This window comes from Mesorhizobium sp. M1A.T.Ca.IN.004.03.1.1, from assembly GCF_003997555.1.
In the GTDB taxonomy this organism is placed as follows: Bacteria; Pseudomonadota; Alphaproteobacteria; order Rhizobiales; family Rhizobiaceae; genus Mesorhizobium.
The window spans coordinates 257,465-277,080 of sequence record NZ_RZTV01000005.1 but is presented as its reverse complement, the minus strand read 5'-3'; the positions used below and the strand labels follow the sequence as shown (position 1 = coordinate 277,080).

At 64.7% G+C, this 19,616-nt stretch carries 19 protein-coding genes; 8 read left to right on the top strand and 11 right to left on the bottom strand.

Annotation, left to right across the window (positions count from 1 at the left end; all coding sequences use genetic code 11):
* Positions 1–187 precede the first annotated feature (187 nt).
* The 4 genes from EOD29_RS18425 to lpdA all read left to right on the top strand — a co-directional run bounded on the left by EOD29_RS18425 (position 188) and on the right by lpdA (position 5,438).
* Positions 188–1,420: a 3-methyl-2-oxobutanoate dehydrogenase (2-methylpropanoyl-transferring) subunit alpha gene (locus EOD29_RS18425; RefSeq protein WP_066991510.1), complete on the top strand. Its 1,233-nt coding sequence runs from the start codon at positions 188–190 to the stop codon at positions 1,418–1,420.
* A 3-nt stretch (positions 1,421–1,423) separates the two neighbouring features.
* On the top strand, positions 1,424–2,437 hold the full coding sequence (locus tag EOD29_RS18420) for an alpha-ketoacid dehydrogenase subunit beta (protein WP_127247389.1): 1,014 nt from the start codon (positions 1,424–1,426) through the stop codon (positions 2,435–2,437).
* A 13-nt stretch (positions 2,438–2,450) separates the two neighbouring features.
* Entirely contained in the window at positions 2,451–3,764 is a 1,314-nt protein-coding gene (locus EOD29_RS18415; RefSeq protein WP_127247388.1) for a dihydrolipoamide acetyltransferase family protein, read from the top strand.
* 276 nt (positions 3,765–4,040) lie between these two features.
* A complete protein-coding gene (lpdA, locus tag EOD29_RS18410) occupies positions 4,041–5,438 on the top strand; it encodes a dihydrolipoyl dehydrogenase (RefSeq protein WP_127247387.1) in 1,398 nt (465 codons plus the stop codon).
* 172 nt (positions 5,439–5,610) lie between these two features.
* Here the strand turns inward: lpdA and EOD29_RS18405 are convergent, their stop codons facing one another.
* Positions 5,611–6,714, bottom strand: a complete 1,104-nt coding sequence (locus tag EOD29_RS18405; protein ID WP_127247386.1) for a saccharopine dehydrogenase family protein — start codon at positions 6,712–6,714, stop codon at positions 5,611–5,613.
* A gap of 120 nt (positions 6,715–6,834) precedes the next feature.
* Here EOD29_RS18405 and EOD29_RS18400 point away from each other — a divergent pair, with 120 nt between their 5' ends.
* Positions 6,835–7,263, top strand: a complete 429-nt coding sequence (locus EOD29_RS18400; protein ID WP_127247385.1) for an Lrp/AsnC family transcriptional regulator — start codon at positions 6,835–6,837, stop codon at positions 7,261–7,263.
* Between the two features lie 170 nt (positions 7,264–7,433).
* On the opposite strand, the gene EOD29_RS18395 is transcribed toward EOD29_RS18400, so the two are convergent.
* The 5 genes from EOD29_RS18395 to EOD29_RS18375 all read right to left on the bottom strand — a co-directional run bounded on the left by EOD29_RS18395 (position 7,434) and on the right by EOD29_RS18375 (position 13,844).
* Positions 7,434–9,461 (bottom strand): aldo/keto reductase, encoded by a 2,028-nt coding sequence (locus tag EOD29_RS18395; protein WP_127247384.1) that lies wholly within the window; start codon positions 9,459–9,461, stop codon positions 7,434–7,436.
* A 55-nt stretch (positions 9,462–9,516) separates the two neighbouring features.
* Positions 9,517–10,602, bottom strand: coding sequence for a sn-glycerol-3-phosphate ABC transporter ATP-binding protein UgpC (gene ugpC / locus EOD29_RS18390; protein WP_127247383.1), 1,086 nt, complete (start codon positions 10,600–10,602; stop codon positions 9,517–9,519).
* Positions 10,603–10,614: 12 nt separating this feature from the next.
* Entirely contained in the window at positions 10,615–11,451 is an 837-nt protein-coding gene (locus tag EOD29_RS18385; RefSeq protein WP_127247382.1) for a carbohydrate ABC transporter permease, read from the bottom strand.
* Positions 11,448–12,308: a sugar ABC transporter permease gene (locus tag EOD29_RS18380; RefSeq protein WP_127214479.1), complete on the bottom strand. Its 861-nt coding sequence runs from the start codon at positions 12,306–12,308 to the stop codon at positions 11,448–11,450. Before EOD29_RS18380 ends, EOD29_RS18385 begins: the two co-directional genes overlap by 4 nt.
* A gap of 267 nt (positions 12,309–12,575) precedes the next feature.
* Positions 12,576–13,844 (bottom strand): ABC transporter substrate-binding protein, encoded by a 1,269-nt coding sequence (locus EOD29_RS18375; protein WP_095831740.1) that lies wholly within the window; start codon positions 13,842–13,844, stop codon positions 12,576–12,578.
* A gap of 106 nt (positions 13,845–13,950) precedes the next feature.
* Between EOD29_RS18375 and EOD29_RS18370 the strand changes: the two genes are divergently transcribed.
* The gene (locus tag EOD29_RS18370; protein WP_095799566.1) at positions 13,951–14,817 is read left to right on the top strand and encodes a helix-turn-helix domain-containing protein; all 867 of its coding nucleotides are present in this window, start codon (positions 13,951–13,953) and stop codon (positions 14,815–14,817) included.
* 9 nt (positions 14,818–14,826) lie between these two features.
* Here the strand turns inward: EOD29_RS18370 and EOD29_RS18365 are convergent, their stop codons facing one another.
* Genes EOD29_RS18365 through EOD29_RS18355 form a run of 3 tightly spaced genes read right to left on the bottom strand, consistent with a single transcriptional unit; the run spans position 14,827 to position 17,325 of the window.
* Positions 14,827–16,206 carry a HAMP domain-containing sensor histidine kinase gene (locus tag EOD29_RS18365; protein WP_127247381.1) on the bottom strand — a complete coding sequence of 460 codons (1,380 nt, stop codon included), beginning with the start codon at positions 16,204–16,206 and terminating at the stop codon, positions 14,827–14,829.
* 4 nt (positions 16,207–16,210) lie between these two features.
* On the bottom strand, positions 16,211–16,591 hold the full coding sequence (locus EOD29_RS18360) for a YkvA family protein (protein WP_067323554.1): 381 nt from the start codon (positions 16,589–16,591) through the stop codon (positions 16,211–16,213).
* Between the two features lie 56 nt (positions 16,592–16,647).
* Complete coding sequence (locus EOD29_RS18355) at positions 16,648–17,325, bottom strand: winged helix-turn-helix domain-containing protein (protein WP_066991553.1); 678 nt, start codon at positions 17,323–17,325, stop codon at positions 16,648–16,650.
* A 196-nt stretch (positions 17,326–17,521) separates the two neighbouring features.
* Between EOD29_RS18355 and EOD29_RS18350 the strand changes: the two genes are divergently transcribed.
* Positions 17,522–18,154, top strand: a complete 633-nt coding sequence (locus EOD29_RS18350) for an isoprenylcysteine carboxylmethyltransferase family protein (RefSeq protein ID WP_095825125.1) — start codon at positions 17,522–17,524, stop codon at positions 18,152–18,154.
* A gap of 131 nt (positions 18,155–18,285) precedes the next feature.
* Positions 18,286–18,471, top strand: a complete 186-nt coding sequence (locus tag EOD29_RS18345; RefSeq protein WP_095799570.1) for a hypothetical protein — start codon at positions 18,286–18,288, stop codon at positions 18,469–18,471.
* Between the two features lie 43 nt (positions 18,472–18,514).
* On the opposite strand, the gene EOD29_RS18340 is transcribed toward EOD29_RS18345, so the two are convergent.
* Both EOD29_RS18340 and EOD29_RS18335 read right to left on the bottom strand, forming a co-directional pair.
* Positions 18,515–18,733 carry a hypothetical protein gene (locus tag EOD29_RS18340; protein WP_066991559.1) on the bottom strand — a complete coding sequence of 73 codons (219 nt, stop codon included), beginning with the start codon at positions 18,731–18,733 and terminating at the stop codon, positions 18,515–18,517.
* 90 nt (positions 18,734–18,823) lie between these two features.
* Positions 18,824–19,585 (bottom strand): COG4280 domain-containing protein, encoded by a 762-nt coding sequence (locus EOD29_RS18335; protein ID WP_127247380.1) that lies wholly within the window; start codon positions 19,583–19,585, stop codon positions 18,824–18,826.
* Between the last annotated feature and the right edge of the window lie 31 nt (positions 19,586–19,616).

The following is a 19,616-nucleotide window of genomic DNA, read 5'->3' as shown; positions in this document are numbered from 1 at the left end:
TTCCGCCAAATTGCGCGACGCTTGCAAACATCGACAAGAAATTTCTGCGCCATATCTGCATCTTGTCGGCCATGTGCCGCATCGGCTCGACGAGGCTGATGACCGGGAGGACGGCCGCCATCTCGCCCGATGAAATGGCGGCGCGGATGTGCAAGTATCGCACCGGCAACATTGGAGGACGAAGGTCATGGCCGATGCTGGAATGTTGCGCTTTCATGTCCCCGAGCCCGAGGTTCGGCCGGGCGGCACGCCCGACTTCTCGAATGTGACCATTCCCAAAGCGGGGTCGGTGCCGCGGCCGGAGGTCGATGTCGATCCGCGCACCATCCGCGACATGGCCTTCTCCATCATCCGCGTGCTTAACCGCGCCGGCGAAGCCGTCGGGCCATGGGCCGGGCTGCTCACCGACGAGGAACTGCTCGAAGGCCTGCGCCATATGATGACGCTCAGGACCTTCGATGCGCGCATGCAGATGGCGCAGCGCCAGGGCAAGACTTCCTTCTACATGCAGCATCTGGGTGAAGAGGCGGTGAGCTGCGCTTTCCGCAAGGCACTCAAGCCTGGCGACATGAATTTCCCGACCTATCGGCAAGCCGGCCTGCTCATCGCCGACGGCTATCCGATGGTTGCGATGATGAACCAGATCTATTCCAACGAAGCCGATCCGCTGAAGGGCCGGCAGCTGCCGATCATGTACTCCTCGAAGGAGCACGGCTTCTTCTCGATCTCCGGCAATCTGGCGACGCAGTACATCCAGGCGGTCGGCTGGGCGATGGCCTCGGCGATCTCCAACGATTCCCGCATCGCCGCGGCCTGGATCGGCGACGGCTCGACCGCGGAGTCCGATTTCCATGCGGCGCTGGTCTTCGCCTCGACCTACAAGGCCCCGGTCGTGCTCAATGTCGTCAACAACCAGTGGGCCATCTCCACCTTCCAGGGCATTGCCCGCGGCGGCTCGGGCACTTTCGCCGCGCGCGGCCTAGGCTTCGGCATCCCGTCGCTGCGGGTCGACGGCAACGACTATCTCGCCGTCCATGCGGTAGCCAAATGGGCGATCGAGCGGGCGCGTCGCAATCTCGGGCCGACCCTGGTCGAATATGTCACCTATCGCGTCGGCGCGCATTCGAGCTCGGACGATCCGTCGGCCTACCGGCCGAAGGCGGAATCGGACGCCTGGCCGCTCGGCGACCCGATCATCCGGCTGAAGAACCATCTCATCCACAAGCAAGTCTGGACGGAACAGCGCCACATCCAGGCGGAAGCCGAGATCCTCGAAACCGTGATCGCGGCGCAGAAGGAAGCCGAAAGCCACGGCACGCTGCATGCCGGCGGCAAGCCGTCGACGCGCGACATGTTCGAAGGCGTCTATGCCGAGACGCCGCCGCATCTCAGGCGCCAACGCCAGCAGGCAGGGGTCTGATCGATGCCCAGACGCACCATGATCGAGGCGATCCGCGACGCCATGGATGTCTCGATGGCGCGCGACGAGCGCGTCATCGTCTATGGCGAGGATGTCGGCTTTTTCGGCGGCGTGTTCCGCTGCACGCAGGGCCTGCAGGCCAAATACGGCAAGAACCGCTGCTTCGATGCGCCGATCAGCGAATCCGGCATTGTCGGCTCGGCGATCGGCATGGCCGCCTATGGGCTGAGGCCCTGCGTCGAGGTGCAGTTCGCCGACTATGTCTATCCGGCTTACGACCAGATCGTCTCGGAGGCGGCGCGGCTGCGCTATCGCTCCAACAACGATTTCACCTGCCCGATCGTCGTCAGGATGCCGACCGGCGGTGGCATCTTCGGCGGCCAGACGCACAGCCAGAGCCCGGAAGCGCTGTTCACGCATGTCTCCGGCCTCAAGACAGTGGTGCCGTCCAATCCGCATGACGCCAAGGGGCTATTGATCGCCGCGATCGAGGATCCGGACCCGGTGATCTTCCTGGAACCGAAGCGGCTCTACAACGGCCCCTTCGACGGCCATCACGACAACCCGGTGACGCCTTGGTCGAAGCACGAGCTCGGCGAGGTGGCGGATGGCCATTACACCATACCGCTCGGCAAGGCGGCGATCCGCCGGCAAGGCTCGGCGGTCACCGTGCTCGCCTACGGCACCATGGTCTATGTCGCGCAGGCCGCGGCCGCGGAAACCGGCATCGATGCCGAAATCATCGACCTCAGGACGCTCCTGCCGCTCGACCTCGACACGATCGTCACCTCGGTGAAGAAGACCGGGCGCTGCGTCGTCGTGCATGAGGCGACGCTGACCTCCGGCTTCGGCGCCGAGCTCGCGGCGCTGGTGCAGGAGAACTGCTTCTACCATCTGGAGGCGCCAGTGGCGCGGGTCGCCGGCTGGGACACGCCCTATCCGCATGCGCAGGAGTGGGAGTATTTCCCCGGCCCCGCGCGGGTCGGGCGCGCGCTCGTCGAGACCATGGAAGCCTGAGGGGGGCCGGACGATGGGCGAATATGTCATCAAGCTTCCCGATGTCGGCGAAGGCGTCGCCGAGGCCGAGCTTGTCGAATGGCATGTCAAGATCGGCGACCTGGTGCGCGAGGATGCGGTGCTGGCGGCCGTCATGACCGACAAGGCGACCGTCGAGATCCCCTCGCCGGTCGATGGCGAGATCCTCTGGCTCGGCGCCGAGATCGGCGACACGGTGGCGATCGGCTCGCCGATCGTGCGGCTCAAAATAGCCGGCGAAGGCAATGTGAAAGCAGGCAGCGGTGCCAAGGCCGCGCCGAAGGCAGAAGCGCCGGCCGAGCCCGTGGAGGCAAAGTCCCAACCGCTGTCGGACGCCTCGAAAGCGGCGCCGAAACCGGCACAGATCCCGGCCCAGCCTTCCGTCGCGGCACCGAAGGCTGGGCGCCCGGCGTCCATCATCGGCGCGCCGCGCGCGGAAGGCGAAAAGCCGCTGGCTTCTCCTGCCGTCCGACTGCGCGCCAAGGAAGCCGGCATCGATCTGCGCCAGGTTGCAGGCAGCGGTCCGGCCGGGCGCATCAGCCATGAGGACATCGAGGCCTTCCTGGCGCGCGGCCCGCAGCTTGCCCGCGCCACCGGCCTTGCCCGCAAGGAGGGCATCGAGGACATCAAGGTCGTCGGGCTGCGGCGCAAGATCGCCGAGAAGATGGCGCTCGCAAAGTCGCACATTCCCCATATCACCTATGTCGAGGAGATCGACGTCACGGCGCTGGAAGAACTGCGCGCCGCGCTCAACAAAGAGAAGCGGCAAGACCGGCCGAAGCTGACGCTGCTGCCGTTCCTGATGCGGGCAATGGTCAAGGCGATCGCCGACCAGCCGAACCTCAACGCGCTGTTCGACGACGAGGCCGGCGTTATCCACCAGCACGCGGGCATCCATGTCGGCATCGCCGCCCAGACGCCGACCGGGCTCGTCGTGCCGGTGGTCAAGCATGCCGAGGCCCGCGACCTCTGGGAAAGCGCCGCCGAGATCAACCGGCTTGCCGACGCGGCCAAGTCCGGCACGGCGACGCGCGATGAGCTTTCCGGCTCGACCATCACCATCACCTCCCTCGGGGCGATGGGCGGCGTGGCTACCACGCCGGTCATCAATTATCCGGAAGTGGCGATCGTCGGCGTCAACAAGATCATGGTGCGGCCGGTGTGGGACGGCACGCAGTTCATTCCGCGCAAGATGATGAACCTGTCGTCCAGCTTCGACCATCGCGTCATCGACGGCTGGGACGCCGCGGTTTTCGTGCAGCGGATCAAGGCGTTGCTTGAGACGCCGGCGCTGATCTTCGTGGATTAGTCGTATGGATACGGACGACGTTGCCCCCTCGTCATCCTCGGGCTTGACCCGAGGATCCATGCCGCGACCTCGCCCGAAGGGCGCGGCGGACCAGAATTCTGGACCGTTGCAACGCCTTCACGTCACGGCATGGATCCTGGGGTCTACGCGCGTCGCTACGCTCCTTGCTCCGCCCTAGGATGACGAGATTCCACGGATATCGACCAATCGCCACGGTCTGCGTTCGCCAGGCCCTAACCCTCTGCCAAAATCCCCGTGCTCAGCAACGAGAAGCCCATGAAAGAGATCTCCTGCAAGCTGCTCGTCATCGGCGCCGGTCCGGGCGGCTATGTCTGCGCCATCCGCGCCGGGCAACTCGGCGTCGACACGGTGATCGTCGAGTTCGGCAAGCCGGGCGGCACCTGCCTCAATGTCGGCTGCATCCCGTCCAAGGCGCTCATTCACGCGGCGGAAGAGTTCGAGAAGATCGCGCACATCGCCGGCGGCAAGGGGCCGCTCGGCATCGCGGTCGCCCCGCCGACGCTCGACCTGACCAAGACGGTCGCATGGAAGGACGGCATCGTTAGCCGGCTGAACAGCGGCGTCGCTGGGCTGCTGAAGAAGGCCAAGGTCAAGACCGTGCAGGGCTGGGCGACGTTCCGCGACGGCAAGACCGTCGAGGTCGAGACCGAGACGGGAAGCCAGGTGATCCGCGCCGAGGCGGTGGTGATCGCCAGCGGCTCGGTGCCGGCCGAACTGCCGTTCCTGCCCTTCGGCGGCCCCGTCATCTCGTCGACCGAAGCGCTGGCGCTGAGCGAGGTGCCGGACAAGCTCGCCGTCGTCGGCGGCGGCTATATCGGGCTCGAGCTCGGCATGGCCTTCGCCAAGATGGGCGCCAAGGTCGCCGTGGTCGAAGCCCTGCCGCGCGTGCTTGCGCAATACGATGCCGAGCTGACGCGGCCGGTGCTGAAGCGGCTCGGCGAGCTCGGCATCGAGGTGATGCTGGGTGCCAAGGCCAAGGGGCTGTCGACCAAGGGCGATGCGCTGCTGGTCGAGACGGCAGATGGCAAGAACGCCAAGATCGCCGCCGACAGGGTCCTGGTCACGGTGGGGCGCAAGCCGCTCACCGAGGGCTGGGGGCTGGAGCAGATCGACCTCGACATGGTCGGAAAATTCATCCGCATCGACGACCAGTGCCGCACCTCGATGCGGGGCATCTACGCTATCGGCGATGTCACCGGAGAGCCGATGCTGGCGCACCGGGCGATGGCGCAGGGCGAGATGGTGGCCGAGATCGTCGCCGGCCACAAACGAGGCTGGGACAAGCGCGCGATCCCGGCGATCTGCTTCACCGATCCCGAGCTGGTCACCGCCGGCCTGTCGCCGGACGAGGCGAAGGCGCTCGCCGGCGAGATCAAGATCGGACATTTTCCGTTCGCAGCCAACGGCCGCGCCATGACCAGGCAAGGCGAGGACGGGTTCGTGCGCATCGTCGCCCGCGCGGACAACCATCTGGTGCTGGGCATCCAGGCGGTCGGGCAGGGCGTTTCGGAATTGGCCGCGGCCTTTGGCCTTGCGCTCGAAATGGGCGCGCGGCTGGAGGATATAGCAGGCACCATTCATGCGCATCCGACCCAGGGCGAGGGCTTCCAGGAAGCGGCGCTGAAGGCGCTCGGGCACGCGCTGCATGTTTAGAGGGAGCGGGATCTCCCCCCTTGAGGGGGAGATGGCCGGCAGGCCAGAGGGGGTCGCCGCGCGTGAAGCGCCGACTTCCGTCTTTGGCTTTCACATGCGCTGCACTGGTTGAGAGGACCCCCCTCTGTCGCCTTTGGCGACATCTCCCCCTCAAGGGGGGAGATCACAAAGCTCAGCCCGCCAGGCGGCTCGCCGTCTCGTGCTGGGCGTAGGCGCGGCCGAAGCGGTTGGCCAGAAATGCGTCGAGCGCGATGTCTTCCTGCCGGACGAAACCTTTCGCCGGCAGCGTGCCGTCGGCCAGCATGTCGAGCACGGCGCAGATGCCGGAGGCGGTGGTGATCTGGATGGCGCTGCGCACGACGTTGCCGACGCGGTGCGAATAGATCTTGTTGGCGTAGGTCTCCTGCAGCAGGCGGCCGTTGCGGCGGCCCGAGACGGTGACGAAGACGATGACGACATCCTGCAGCGTCGCCGGTAGGGCGCTCTCGAAAATGTCCTTCAGCACGTCGCGGCGGTGGCGCAGCCCGAGGTCGTTGAGCAGCGCCTTCATGATGGCGGCATGACCGGGATAGCGGATGGTGCGGTAGTTCAGCGTCCGCACCTTGCCTTTCAGCGTCTCGGCCAGAGTGCCGAGTCCGCCGGAGGTGTTGAAGGCCTCGTAGGTGACGCCGTCGAGCGAGAATTCCTCGCGCTCCTCCAGCGGGGGCACCTCGACCAGTTCGCCCTCGACGATCGCCTCGCAAGGCTCGCAATATTCGTTGATGACGCCGTCGGTGCTCCAGGTGAGGTTGTAGTTCAAAGCGTTCGACGGATATTGCGGCAGCGCGCCGACGCGCATGCGCACGCTTTCCAGCGTGTCGAAGCGGCTGGCCAGATCGTTGGCGACGATCGAAATGAAGCCCGGCGCCAGGCCGCATTGCGGGATGAAGGCGCTCTTGCCCTCGCGCGCCAGCTCCTTGACCCGACGGGTGCTGGCGACGTCCTCGGTGAGGTCGAGATAATGCACGCCCGCCTTCGCCGCAGCCTCGGCGATGCGGGTGGTGAGGTGGAAGGGCGCGGCGCTCAGCACGGCGAATTTGCCGGCAAGCGCTGCCTCAAGCGCGCCGGGCACGGCGATGTCGAGCTCCTTGCTCTCGACGCCGGCCGGCAATTCGGCTGCGGCGAGCTGGGCCGCCGAGCGGTCGACCACCGTGACGCGGTAGTCTCCCGTGGTGGTAAGCATTTCAGCGATGGTCGAGCCGATCTTGCCGGCGCCGACGACAACAATGTTTTTCATGACGATACCCCTGCCAGTTCGAATTGGCAGGAATCATCGCAGCTTGCCTGTCGAAAGGAAGCTCGGAATCTGGCAAAGTGAAGCTGAACATAGCGCAATTTGCCGAAGGGTTTCGTCGAAATGATCAGTGAAGCTGAACAGGCCCTGCTGACGCTGCTGCGCGCCAACGCGCGCGCCTCCACCGCCGAGCTGGCGAGAAAGCTCGGCGTGTCGCGCACCACGGTGCAGAGCCGGATCGAGCGGCTGGAGCAGCGCGGCATCATCGCCGGCTACGGCGTCAGGCTGTCGCCCGACTATGAGCAGGGTCTGGTCAAGGCGCATGTGCTGCTCACCGTCACGCCGAAACTCGCCGACAAGGTGGTGCGTAGCCTGGAGGCGATGCCGCCGGTCCGGACGGTGCATTCGGTGAGCGGCAATTTCGACATGATCGTCATCGTCGACGCGCCGTCGATCCGCGATCTCGACGCGCTGCTCGATCAGATCGGGGCAATGAAGGGAGTAGAGCGGACGTCGTCGTCGATCATCTTGTCGACGCGGGTTGATCGGTGAGGGCAGCGAAACTGCCAATCTCCCCCCAAGTGAGGGAGATGGCCGGCAGGCCAGAGGAGGTCGCCTCGCGTGGAGCGCCAACTCCATCTGCCGCAGCAGGCCGAGCCCAGTCGGACCGACCCCCTCTGGCCGCTTTGCGGCCATCTCCCCCTCGAGGGGGGAGATTGGCGCTACGCCCTCCGTCTCTCCGGCCCGTTGTCCAGCCACTCCAGATCGTCCGGCGACAGCGCAATATCCAGCGCCTTGAGGCTGTCCTCCAGCTCATCCAGCGTGCGCGGGCCGATCAGCGGAACGGACGGGAAAGGCTGCGCCAGGACATAGGCGAGCGCGACATGGATCGGGCTTTTGCCGAGCCTGCTTGCAAGTTCGATGGCGCGGTCGCGGCGGCCGAAGTTCTTTTCCGAATACCAGACCCGCACCAGCTCTTCATTGTCGGTGCGGTCGCGGCCGGCGCGGTCGGTGAAGAAGCCACGGCCCTGGCTCGACCAGGCGAAGTTGGGCATCTGCCGCGCCGTCAGCCAAGCTTTCCAATCGTCGGTGGAAGAGGTGATGCAGCCGGCCCAGATCGGCTCCAGCATCTCGGCCAGCGAAAAATTGTTGGAAAGCGCGCCCGGCTTCTGCTTGCCGGTGCGTTCGGCATAGGCGATCGCCGCGTCCATACGCTCCATCGTCCAGTTGGAGCCGCCGAACAGGCCGCGGATGCGGCCGGCCTTGACCTCGCGGTCCATGGCATCGACGAACTCGCCGACCGGCACGTCCGGATTGTCGCGATGCATGAAATAGATGTCGACATGGTCGGTCCGCAGCCGGTCGAGCGACTGGGCAAGCTGCTTGCCGATCACATCGGGATAGCAGAGCGGCGTGTGCGCGCCCTTGGCGATGATGACCGACTGCTGGCGCACGCCGCGATTGCTCAGCCATTGCCCGAGCAGCGTCTCGGTGTAGCCGGCGCCATAGACGAAGCCGGTGTCGAACAGGTTGCCGCCGGCTTCGAAATAGGCGTCGAGCAGGATCGAGCCCGAGGAGAAGGTGCGGAAATCCTCGAAGCCGAGCGCCAGCCGCGAGACGGGCTTCGGCAGGCCGGGAATCGCGCGTTTGCCGATGGCGGTGCCGTTGGCGCGCAGCGGCCGGCCGGAGATGGTGTTGACGCGCTTAGCCGGCTTTTCGATCTCGTACTCCAGCCCGACGGCGGCGCGCCATTTGTCGAGAACGCGCAGCGTGCCCAGGCTGTCGGCCCAGCCCATGCCCGGCCAGGCGAATTCCTGGCGGCCGGCCAGGATCGCCTCGCCGGCGGCGTCAACCTCGAAGGAATAGAGGTGGCGGGTCTCGTTGACACTGATCACCTCGCGCGTGCCGCCGGACCGGATCACCTCGATCCGGCCCGGTCCGACATCGCGGTTGCCACCGGCGAACCAGAAGTCCGGCACCTCGATTTGGCCGTTGGTGCCGAAAATGCGCAGGACATTGTCCTGGTTGAGCGAGATGCTGCACGAGACCTCGGCGACGATGCCGCCGGGGAAATGGAGCAGCGCCGAGGCCCATTCATCGACGCCGGACTGGCCGAGATGGGCCGCACCGACGACCTTGTCCGGCTCGAGGAAAGGCTTTCCCGCCGCGGCGCCGGCAATCAGCCGCGCCATCGAGACCGGGTAGCCGCCGACGTCGAGGATGCCGCCGCCGGCCAGCTCGTTGGCGTAGAGCCGGTGCTCCGGCATGAAGCCCGGCATAGCGAAGCCGAAGCTCGACTTGATCATGCGGACCTCGCCGATGGCGCCCGATTTGATCAGCTCGACCAGCTGCAGCGTCTGCGGATGCAGCCGGTACATGAACGCTTCGCCCAGGAAGGTGCCCGCTATTCGCGCCGCATGCATCATGGCGTCGGCCTCGAAGGCGGTGAGCGCCAGCGGCTTTTCGCACAGCACATGCTTGCCGGCTTCTGCCGCCTTGATCGCCCATTCGGCATGGCCTGGATGCGGGATCGAAATATAGACCGCATCGACGTCCTCGTCGGCAAGCAGCGCGTCATAGCCGTCGAGGATGCGCGCGCCCGGAAACGTCTCGGCAAGGCCCGGCTTGCCGGGATTGCGAGCGCCGAGCGCGACCAGTTCGCCGGTGCGCGACTGCGCCAGGCCGCCGGCAAAGGATTTGGCGATGCTGCCGGGTCCGAGGATGCCCCAGCGAATTTTTCCGGATGTCATGTCCAATTCTCCATGCGGTCGCCGCCACGCCTTCGCGATCGGGCAGAAAGGAAAGTCAGCGAATCCTGGCGCCTGTCTTGTCGAAGAGCAGCGAGCGCTCGGCCTTGATCGAGACGGTGAAGTGGTCGCTGCCGGCGCGCTGGCGCCTGGCCTCGCGCTCGATGATCAGCTCCTCCGGCCCGGCATCGGCGTAGACATAGCTGACCGAGCCCAGATGCTCGGCGACGTCGGCCTTGACCGAAATGTCGCAGTCGCCCTCGCCGGCCTCGAAGAAATGCTCCGGCCTGACGCCGAGCACGACTTCCGCGCCGGGCGCCGGCAAGGGGCCGCAGAGCGGCTTGCGCAGCCTGGCGCCGCCATGATTGACGAGCTCGACGGTCGCGGCGCTGTTGGACAAATCGACGACCTTCGCCGCGATGAAATTCATCTTCGGGGAACCGATGAAACCGGCGACGAAACGGTTGGCCGGATCGTCGTAAAGGTCGAGCGGGGCGCCGATCTGCTCGACATTGCCGGCCTTGAGCACGACGATGCGGTCGGCCAGCGTCATCGCCTCGGTCTGGTCGTGCGTCACATAGATCATGGTGACGCCGAGCTCCTTGTGCAGGCGCGAGATCTCGACCCGCATCTGCACTCGCAGCTCGGCGTCGAGATTCGAAAGTGGCTCGTCGAACAGGAACACCTGCGGCTCGCGCACGATCGCGCGGCCGATGGCGACGCGCTGGCGCTGGCCGCCGGACAATTGCTTCGGCCGGCGCTGCATCAGCTCGTCTATGCAAAGGATTTCGGCGGCGCGCTTGACCCGCCGTTCGGTGTCGGCCTTCGGATTGCCGTTCATGCGCAGGCCGAAGCTCAAATTCTGCTCCACCGTCATGTGCGGATAGAGCGCGTAAGACTGGAACACCATGGCGATGCCGCGGTCGGCCGGCTCGACATCGTTGACCACCTTGCCGCCGATCGCGATCTCGCCGCCGCTGATGTCCTCCAGCCCGGCGACCATGCGAAGAAGCGTGGACTTGCCGCATCCCGAGGGGCCGACGAAGACGACGAACTCGCCATCGGTAATGTCGATATTGGCGCCATGGACGACCTCGAAGGTGCCGAAACGCTTGACGACATTGGTGAGGGTGACGGCGGCCATCTCGTTCCTATCCTATTTGACCGCGCCGGCGGCGATGCCGGCGATGAAATGGCGCTGCAGCAGCACGAAGACGATCAGCATCGGCACGGTCAGCATGACGGCGCCGGCCATGATGCCGCCCCAGGACACCTTGGTCAGGCCGATCAGGGTGCCGAGCGCCACCGGCGCCGTCATCGCGCCGGGCTGGCTGTTGATCAAAAGCGGCCAGAGATAGTTATTCCACGAGGCGAGGAAGAGGATGATGGCGAGGGCCGCCAGCATCGGCCGCGCCAAAGGCAGCGCCACGAACAGAAAGATGCGCCATTCCTTCACGCCTTCGACCCTCGCCGCGTCGAACAGCTCGGCCGGCATCATCGAAAAGGCCTGGCGCATGAAGAGCACGCCGAGCGAATTGAACAGCGGCGGCACGATCAGCGCGATCCAGGTGTTGGCGAGCTGGAAGTCGCGCGCCACCATGATGAATTGCGGGATCAGCACCACGGCGTAGGGAAGCGTGATGGTGCCGAAGATGATCGCCACCACCATGCCCTTGCCGAGGAAGTCGTAGCGTGCCAGCGCCCAACCGGCCATCGAGGTGAGCAGCACCGAAAGAAAGGTGTAGGTCACAGCCACCGAGACCGAGATGCCGATCGCGCCAACGAAATTGGTGTCGCGCTGCAGATTGTTGAAATTGTCGAGGAAGCCGTCATGCGGCAGAAGCACGATGCCGGGGCTGAAGATGCCGTTGTCGGGCATGGTGGAGAACACCACCATCATCCACAGCGGGAACAGCCAGATCAGCGCCAGCGGCGTCAGGACGAGATGCAGCAGGATGCTGCGTCCAAGCCGCCTTTGCGAGCGCGAGGTCATTTCGGCTCCCTCGTCAGCCAGAGCTGCACTAGCGTGATTGCGATGGCGAGGCCCGCCATGGTGTAGGCGATCGCCGAGGCATAGCCGAAATTGAGCGAGCGGAAGCCCTGGCGGTAAAGCAAGAGGCCAAGGGTTTCGGTGCCGCCGCCCGGCCCGCCGCGTTCGGTGATCAGGAAGGGCTCGGTGAAGAGCTGCATGGTGCCGATGATCGACAGCACGGCGCAAAAGACGATGACCGGCTTCAACAGCGGCAGGGTGATGTAAAAGAACTGCTTCACCTTGCTGACGCGGTCGAGCGTGGCGGCCTCGTAGACGTCATCGGGAATGGATTGCAGGCCGGCAAGAATGATGATGGCGTTGTAGCCGGCCCAGCGCCAGGTCACCGCGATCATGATCAGCGCCATGGCCGGCGTGACGTTGGAGAACCAGTCGATCTTCTCCAGGCCGACGCTGCTCAACAGCTTGTTGACGATGCCGAAATCGAGGCTGAACATCAGCCGGAACACCGCCGAATAGGCGACCTCGCCGACCACGACGGGGGCGAAGAACGCAAAGCGGTAGAGGCCGCGCGCCTTGAGCAGCGGCGAATTCAAAAGCACCGCCATCACGACCGCCAGCGAGATCATCACCGGAACCTGGATGACGAGGATAAGGAGCGTGTTCTTCAGCGCGTTGAAGAAGGCGGGGTCGCCGATCAGGCGGCCCCAGTTGAAGGTCGGCGCGAAGCGCCACGGCACGGTGCGGGTCGCCTGGAAGGAGATCAGGAAGGAGCTGATGATCGGCCAGATCCAGAAGATGGCGAAGATCAGGAGATAAGGCGTGAGGAAGCGATACGCGGTGGCGTTGCGGTAGCGCATCGTGTTCCTCCTCCTTCCAGTTTCGGGTCGCGCCTTCCTAGCGGGCGCGGTGTTGATCATCTGTTGAATTGCTGGAGCAGTGCCAATGGTCGATGCAGGCGCTGCCCTGTCTTGCCTTCTCCCCTTGTGGGAGAAGGTGGCCGCGAAGCGGCCGGATGAGGGGTGATCCAGCTTGGCAACGACGGCAATCCGTCCAACACCCCTCATCCGTCTTGGCGCTACGCGCCAATCCACCTTCTCCCACAAGGGGAGAAGGAAAAGCGACGCTCACTTGACCGGCAGGCCCGTCGCAGAGGCGATCTGGCTGGCGGCGTCGTCGAGTGCGGCCTTGGCATCGGGATAGCCGCCGGCAAGATACTTGGTCTGCACGGCCCGCACGATGATCTCGGCATCGCTCTGGAACTGCGTGCCGCGGCTCGGCACGACCTTCGGCAGCGTGGCGAGGATATCCTTCCAGACCGCTTGGCCGCCCCAATAGGGCTGGCCCTGCGCGACGTAAGGATCGTCGAGCGCGGAAATCAGCGACGGCACCAGGCCGAAATCCTTCAGCATGGTGATCTGGCCTTCATTGGTCTCCAGCGTGTATTTCAGATAGGCATAGGCCGCTTCCTTGTTCTTGCTGGCCGAGGTGATGGCCAAAGAGGAGCCGCCGAGATTGGCGGCGCGCGGGCCGTCGGCGGTCAGGCTCGGCATCAGGTAGACGCCCCATTTGCCGCTTTCCTTCGGCGATTCGGTGCGTATCGTGCCCTCATACCAGCCGCCATAGACCTGGGTGGCGACGGTGCCGGCCGTGTTGTTGGTGATCTTGGTCGACCAGTCGGCCGACGAAACGATGCCGGCGTCCTTCATTTCCTTGACCTTGGTCATGGCGTCGACGCATTTCGGCTGGTTGACCGTGATCGACTGGCCGTCCTCGGCGAAATAGGCGCAGCCCTGCTCGTTGGAGATCATGCGGAAGAATTCGGTATCGCCGTTGAAGTCGGCGTTGGTCATTGTGACGCCGGGGTTGGCTGCCTGGATCTTCTTGCCGGCGGCGATGAAATCATCCCAGGTCTTGATCGATGCGGGGTCGACACCCGCCTTCTCGTAGAAGTCGCGGCGGTAGAAGACGGCCACCGGGCCGGAATCCCAGGGCATGGCATAGGCCTTGTCGCCGACCTCGAGCTCGGTGCGCTTGAAATCGGGGAATTTCTTCTGGTCTTCCGCGCTGTAGCCCAGCGTGTGCAGGTCGACGAAGCAGTCCGGGAACTGGCTCCAATAGTTCTCGGCCTCGCCGTTCTCGATCGAGACGATGTCGGGCAGGCCGACACCACCGGCGGCGCAGCCGGCGATCGACTTGTCATAGGTCGGCTGGTTGCCGAGGTCCTGAACGGTGACCTTGATGTCGGGGTACTTCTTGTTGAAGCCCGCGACGGTGGCCTTCAGCGACGAAGCGGCGATGTTCCAGCTCCAGATCGTGAGTTCGCCGGATTGCGCCAAAGCGGGGCCGGAGCCCAGGGCAAGCAAAAGCGCGGCGCAGGTCAGTGTGGTGCGCATTGAAATCCTCCCATTTCGTTTGCTCTCTCACCGTGAGCCTGGCTAGATTATGCGGCGCGGAAGGCTTGTCCCCGACAAAGGGAATAAGAAATTGGCGGAAAGTAAGATGCCTCAGCGTCCGTTCTACCAGCCAGGCGCGAGCAGCGTCGAAGGCCTGCCGCTGGCCTTGCAGATGTTCCACAACCAGCCGTTGGTGATGCTGAAGCCGCATTGGCACGCCCAGGTCGAGGTCAACTTCATCGTGCGCGGCAGCGTGCACTACCGCATGGCCGAGCATGAGATCGCGCTCTCTGCCGGTGAGATGTGCCTGTTCTGGGGCGGGCTGCCGCACCAGATGGATGATCTCACCGATGACGCCATCTATGCCGGCGCGCATCTGCCGCTGGTGCATTTCTTCAGGCTGCATCTGCCGGCCGATGTCCGGCATCGGCTGATGACGGGTGCGACGCTGGTGACGAATGCCACCGACCAGTCCGACAACGACAATTTCAAGCGCTGGAACGAGTATGCGCGCTCGGGCGATGCGGCCAAGGCCGAACACGCCGTCAACGAGCTGCTCTTGCGGTTGGAGCGCGTGCGCTTCGAGCCGTACCGGCTGGTGCCGGCAACCGCGTCCGGACACGGCGCCGGCAGCGCCTTCGACCAGCAGTCCTCGCGAAATGTCGGGCGCATGTGCGATTTCATCGCCGAGAATTTCCTCTACGACATCGACTGCGTGAACATCGCGGCGGCGGCCGACATCCATCCGAAATACGCCATGAGCCTGTTCAAGAAATCGACCGGCATGACGCTCAACGAATATGTCAATCTGCTGCGGCTGAGCTATGCCCAGGCGCTTTTGATGCATGAGGGCGCCAATGTGCTGAAGGTCGCCATGGACTCGGGCTTCGGCTCGCTCAGCGCCTTCAACAAGTCGTTCCGCAAGCTTGCCGGCATGTCGCCCTCCGATTTTCGCAGGGCGGGCGTGCGCTGAAGCCCGCCGTCAGGCGGCCGGCTCCCTCACCGCGGGGAAGTCGACGATGACGGCAAGCCCTGGATGGTTGTTCTCCAGCGTGATCGACGCGCCATGCAGGTCCGCGACCGCCTTGACGAGGCTTAGGCCGAGGCCGCTGCCCGGCGTCGTGCGGCTGGAATCCAGCCGGTAAAGCCGCTGAAAGACCTTTTCGCGCTCGCCGGCCGGAATGCCGGGCCCATCGTCGCGGACATGGACGAGGACACGCTCGCCCTGCTTTGTCACCGACAGCTCGATCGCTGTGCCGGGGGGACAGTGCCTGAGCGCGTTCTCGACCAGGTTGGCGAGCATCTGCATCAGCAGGTCGCGGTCCCCGTGGACGTACCATTTGGTGTCCGGAACGAGCGTCGTCGACAACGATTTTCCGTCATCCTCGGCGACGTCGGCATAGACCTCGCCGATGGTGTCGACGACACTGCCGACCTCGAGATCGACAAAGCGGGCCTTGCGCGCGCCGGCCTCGATCTGAGCGATGCGCAGCAGCGCATCGAAGGTGTCGTTGATCTGCCGGCTTTCGCTGCGCGCATCGGCCAGCTCGGCTGAAACGGTCTCGCCGGAGGCGGTCTTGTCGGCAGCCTGCTCCAGGATCATCTGCAGGCGGTTGAGCGGCGTCTTCAGGTCGTGCGCGATGTTGGCGCTCACCTCCCGCATGCCGTCGACCAGGCCCGACAAGCGGTCGAGGGCTGCGTTCACCTGGGTGGACACGGCGTCGATGTCGTCGCCATTGCCGGTCAACGGGATGCGCGCGTCGAGCCGTCCGTGCGAGACGTCGACCATGGTGGCGGCAATGCCGTCGAGCCGCCGCTGGACGCGCGAGGCGAGCAGGGCGCCGCCGGCAATGGCGAGCCCGGTGATAAACAGCGTGCCCCAGCCGAAGCTCATCAGCACGATGGTCTTCAACTCGTCCGTCTCGGCAAGCGAGAAGGCAACCGTCAGATTGTTGCCGCCGACCTCGCCGGTATAGGCGCGGTACATCGTGTCGGGCGGCACGCCCGGCAATCTGGCGGCGAACATCGAGAAACCGTCGGGCAGGCCGGAGGCGGTGAAATTGCCTGCCAGACGGTTGCCGGCGGGGTCGGTCAGCGAGAAAAGCTGGTCCTTGTCGGGGCTGAGGTCGGCGTTGTTGTTGACCGAGGCGACAAGATCCTCCTTGTCGTTGGCGGCATAGGTCAGGGCAACGACCGAATAGGTCTCCTTGATGGACTTATCGAGCCGCCTCGCCAGATCGGCGCTCATCAGCTGATAGACGACCGCGCCGGACAGGATGAAGGCGAGCACGAAAAGGAAGGCAAAGGTCAGTGCCAGGCGGAACGGCGTGCTGCGCAGCAGGCTGGGGCGTGCTTCCTTCATCGTTTCAGGCGGGGCTCGGCCAGACCAGCCATAGCAGGGCCAGGGCCGCCACGATCCAGACGGCAATCATGAAGATCAGACCGGTCAGGCTGACCGGCCGGGTGCTGCGCGTGGCGGTGTTGCGGAATTCCCGCATGAGCCCGGCCGGAACCAGCTTTACCGCAAGCAGGATGCCGAGCGGAACGATTACAAGATCGTCCAGATAGCCGATGATCGGAATGAAATCCGGAATGAGGTCGACGGGGCTCAGCGCATAGGCCGCGACCGCGCCGGCCACGACCTTTGCGTACCAGGGGACGCGTGGATCGCGGGCGGCAAGCCAGAGCGCCACGACGTCGCGCTTCATGCGAAGCGCCCATTGCCTTGTGGAGTCCAGCATCGCCATGTCGCTTATATACGGACAGCCGGCCGGAGGCGCGAGATGCGATCAGGCATGGATCGTCAACCCTGCGCGTGCAGGCTGTAGCCGGTGTTGCGCACGGTATGGATGAGCGGCACGTCGAACGGCCTGTCGACCTTGGCCCTGAGCCGGCTGATATGGGTTTCGACGACGCTGGTCTTGGGATCGAAATGGAAGTCCCAGACGCGCTCCAGAAGCATGGTACGGGTAATCACCCGGCCCTCGCCGCGCATCAGCACTTCGAGCAGGCTGAACTCCCGGGGCTGCAGGTCGATGGTCCTGCCCTGCCTGGTCACGCGCCGCATGATCAGGTCCATTTCGAGGTCGGCAACACGAAGGCTGGTCTTCTGCTCCTGCGCCGCCGGCCTCCGGCCGAGCGCGTTGATGCGGGCAAGCAGTTCGGAAAAGGCGAAGGGCTTGACCAGATAGTCGTCGCCGCCGGCCTCCAGCCCTTCCACCCGGTCGTCGACGCCGCCGATCGAGGTCAGGAATATCGCCGGCGTCTTGATGCCCGCCGCTCGCACCGCCTTGATCATCGACAGGCCGTCGAGACCGGGGACCATACGGTCGGCAACGATGACGTCATAGGCATTGCGGGTTGCCGCGGCGAGCGCTTCGTGGCCATTGCGCAGGAGATCGCAGGCGTGCCCGGCCTCGCTCAGTCCCCTGACGATGTAGTCGGCAGTCCTTGGGTCATCCTCAACCAGCAGCAGTCGCATCTTGGCCTATCGTCCGGTGTCGAGTTCAAGCGGCACGGTAGCATCGGCGAGGCCCCATTCCCACAAGCCGGACTTACGCAGGCCTGTCCGGGTCCTTACAAATTCGTAAGAATGATCGAAAATAATGGGAAGACCTCGCCGCCGGGCGCGAGAAAGGTTAGGGGAGCGCTGGCCCGGCCGGAGTGACTCAAATCGAATGGCTTACACATCGCTCAAGTCAGCGCCAAAGGCCTTCGACCAGCACAAGCGCCTGATCGTCGTCCAGGTCGCCGCAGTGACGGCCATCGTCTTGCTGCTGTTTGCCAAGCCGTTCCTCAGCGAGGGCTCGAGCGGACACGAGCTGATGGAGACGGCCGGCTTCGGCTTCGTGCTCGTCTGCTTTCTCGGCCGGCTGTGGAGCATTCTTTATGTCGGCGGCAGGAAGAACGACGAGCTGGTCGTCTCCGGTCCGTTCTCGATGAGCCGCAATCCGCTCTATTTCTTCTCGATCATCGGAGCGGTGGGTATCGGGCTGATGTTCGGATCGGTGCTGGCCGCGGCGATGCTTGGGCTTGCAAGCTTCCTCGTCTTCCGGTTCACCGCCGGCCGGGAGGCCGAGTTCCTGTCCGGCAAGTTCGGCGCCGCCTACACGGCCTATGCCGAGCGGACGCCGCGTTTCTGGCCGAATCCGATGCTCTACCGCGACGAGGACCACTGGGTCTTTTCCACCAGCGCGCTGAAAAGCACGTTCCGGGACGGTCTATATTTTCTGGCCTTCTTTCCGCTTATCGAGGCGGTCGAGCATTTTCGTATGATCGGCATGCTGCCGACCTTGTTCACAATCTACTGATTGCGATTGGGCGTTTCGCTGCCCGAGCTAACAAGCCCGGCGATTGCACCCAAAAGAAGTCAGGGGCAATGCCTTGAGTCCGAGCTGGCGAAGCATATACCTCTTTATGACTTGGGCTGTTGGGCTGCGTGATGGAAATTCGCACGTCGAAACACGATACGCTCGGACGGTTGTCGGTGTTTGAACTCGACGCGTTGCGGGAAGCTTTCAAGCGATCGGTTCGCGAGAACAACGTCACAGAAATCCAGTGGGCCGAGCACGCCGAGCTTTTCGTCAAACGCGCGATCGGCGAGGAAAGTCGCGCCCTCCGAGCCTAAAGCGCGTCGCGTCGAATTGGCCCGCGCCACCCATCAGGCCGGCTTAGCCTTTGCCTCCGCCGCGCGCGCCGCGCCTCGTGCTTTCCAAAAGGATCGCCAGGCAGCCGATCAGGATCAGGACAGCGCCGAGGAGCGGCGGCAGCGCCAGAAGCTTCACGGCGCCGGCGACCAAAGCGATCAGAAGCAGTGCCAGAAGCGCAAGGCTGCCGTCGTCGACGAACATGCCGACGAGCTCCTTCAGGACGAGGCGGACGATTTTCATCGGGCAATTCCCTTCGAGCGGTTCACCATTTCACGGAAACGGCAAGCCGCTCTGTTTCTTTTTGACCGCAATTCCGGACGGAAAACCGTTTCACACTTTTCCTGGAATTGCTTTGGCAGCAGCCACGTGGGCGTTGCGCAGCCAGCGCACCATGGCGAAGGATGCCGCGGCGATGACGACGAAGATGGCAAGCAGCGCAAAATCCTCGCCCGGCCATTCGGCGCCGAGGCCTTCGCCTGTCCAGAACACGCCGAAACTGGTCAGCATCAGGCCGACCACGAATTTGAGCGCATTTTCCGGCACACGCGCCAGCGGCCGGTGCATGGCGAGGCCGATCAGCATTACAAGCACGAATGCGGCCAGCGCTCCGAGACCGGCATAGAGCGTCTGGCCATGCGCGGTCCCGACCGCAATGACGATGAACACCACCTCGACCCCTTCGAGCAGCACCGCCTTGAAGGCCGCCACGCCGGCCAGATAGCCGGCGCGACGGTCGTTGGCCTGGCGGGTCAGCGCGTCGGTTTCCCTGGAAAAGGCTGCCTCTTCGTCGCGGAGCGCGATGATCCCGGCGCTGCGCAGGATCGCCTTGCGCAGCCAGCGCATGCCGAACAGGATAAGAAGCACGCCGACCACGAATTGCAGGAGCGCGATCGGGATCAGCTGCAGCAGCGGTCCGAAAGCCAGCACCAGCGCCGCCAGCACGGCGAGCGCCGAGACGGCGCCTGTCAGCGCCGGCCGCCAGCCGCGCGTCACGCCGACGGCCAGCACGATGGTGAAGGCTTCGACCACCTCGACAAGGGACGCCAGGAACGAAGCGGCCACGGTGGAGAGAACGGGGGTCAGTTCATGCATGAATGGGCACCGAGGTCTGTGTTTCGCCGCC

Bases quoted from the DNA above. Each gene is read 5' to 3' on its own strand.
- EOD29_RS18425 (WP_066991510.1), top strand. From the start codon at position 188: ATGGCCGATGCTGGAATGTTGCGCTTTCATGTCCCCGAGCCCGAGGTT.
- EOD29_RS18420 (WP_127247389.1), top strand. From the start codon at position 1,424: ATGCCCAGACGCACCATGATCGAGGCGATCCGCGACGCCATGGATGTC.
- EOD29_RS18415 (WP_127247388.1), top strand. From the start codon at position 2,451: ATGGGCGAATATGTCATCAAGCTTCCCGATGTCGGCGAAGGCGTCGCC.
- lpdA (WP_127247387.1), top strand. From the start codon at position 4,041: ATGAAAGAGATCTCCTGCAAGCTGCTCGTCATCGGCGCCGGTCCGGGC.
- EOD29_RS18405 (WP_127247386.1), bottom strand. From the start codon at position 6,714: ATGAAAAACATTGTTGTCGTCGGCGCCGGCAAGATCGGCTCGACCATC.
- EOD29_RS18400 (WP_127247385.1), top strand. From the start codon at position 6,835: ATGATCAGTGAAGCTGAACAGGCCCTGCTGACGCTGCTGCGCGCCAAC.
- EOD29_RS18395 (WP_127247384.1), bottom strand. From the start codon at position 9,461: ATGACATCCGGAAAAATTCGCTGGGGCATCCTCGGACCCGGCAGCATC.
- ugpC (WP_127247383.1), bottom strand. From the start codon at position 10,602: ATGGCCGCCGTCACCCTCACCAATGTCGTCAAGCGTTTCGGCACCTTC.
- EOD29_RS18385 (WP_127247382.1), bottom strand. From the start codon at position 11,451: ATGACCTCGCGCTCGCAAAGGCGGCTTGGACGCAGCATCCTGCTGCAT.
- EOD29_RS18380 (WP_127214479.1), bottom strand. From the start codon at position 12,308: ATGCGCTACCGCAACGCCACCGCGTATCGCTTCCTCACGCCTTATCTC.
- EOD29_RS18375 (WP_095831740.1), bottom strand. From the start codon at position 13,844: ATGCGCACCACACTGACCTGCGCCGCGCTTTTGCTTGCCCTGGGCTCC.
- EOD29_RS18370 (WP_095799566.1), top strand. From the start codon at position 13,951: ATGCCTCAGCGTCCGTTCTACCAGCCAGGCGCGAGCAGCGTCGAAGGC.
- EOD29_RS18365 (WP_127247381.1), bottom strand. From the start codon at position 16,206: ATGAAGGAAGCACGCCCCAGCCTGCTGCGCAGCACGCCGTTCCGCCTG.
- EOD29_RS18360 (WP_067323554.1), bottom strand. From the start codon at position 16,591: ATGGCGATGCTGGACTCCACAAGGCAATGGGCGCTTCGCATGAAGCGC.
- EOD29_RS18355 (WP_066991553.1), bottom strand. From the start codon at position 17,325: ATGCGACTGCTGCTGGTTGAGGATGACCCAAGGACTGCCGACTACATC.
- EOD29_RS18350 (WP_095825125.1), top strand. From the start codon at position 17,522: ATGGCTTACACATCGCTCAAGTCAGCGCCAAAGGCCTTCGACCAGCAC.
- EOD29_RS18345 (WP_095799570.1), top strand. From the start codon at position 18,286: ATGGAAATTCGCACGTCGAAACACGATACGCTCGGACGGTTGTCGGTG.
- EOD29_RS18340 (WP_066991559.1), bottom strand. From the start codon at position 18,733: ATGAAAATCGTCCGCCTCGTCCTGAAGGAGCTCGTCGGCATGTTCGTC.
- EOD29_RS18335 (WP_127247380.1), bottom strand. From the start codon at position 19,585: ATGCATGAACTGACCCCCGTTCTCTCCACCGTGGCCGCTTCGTTCCTG.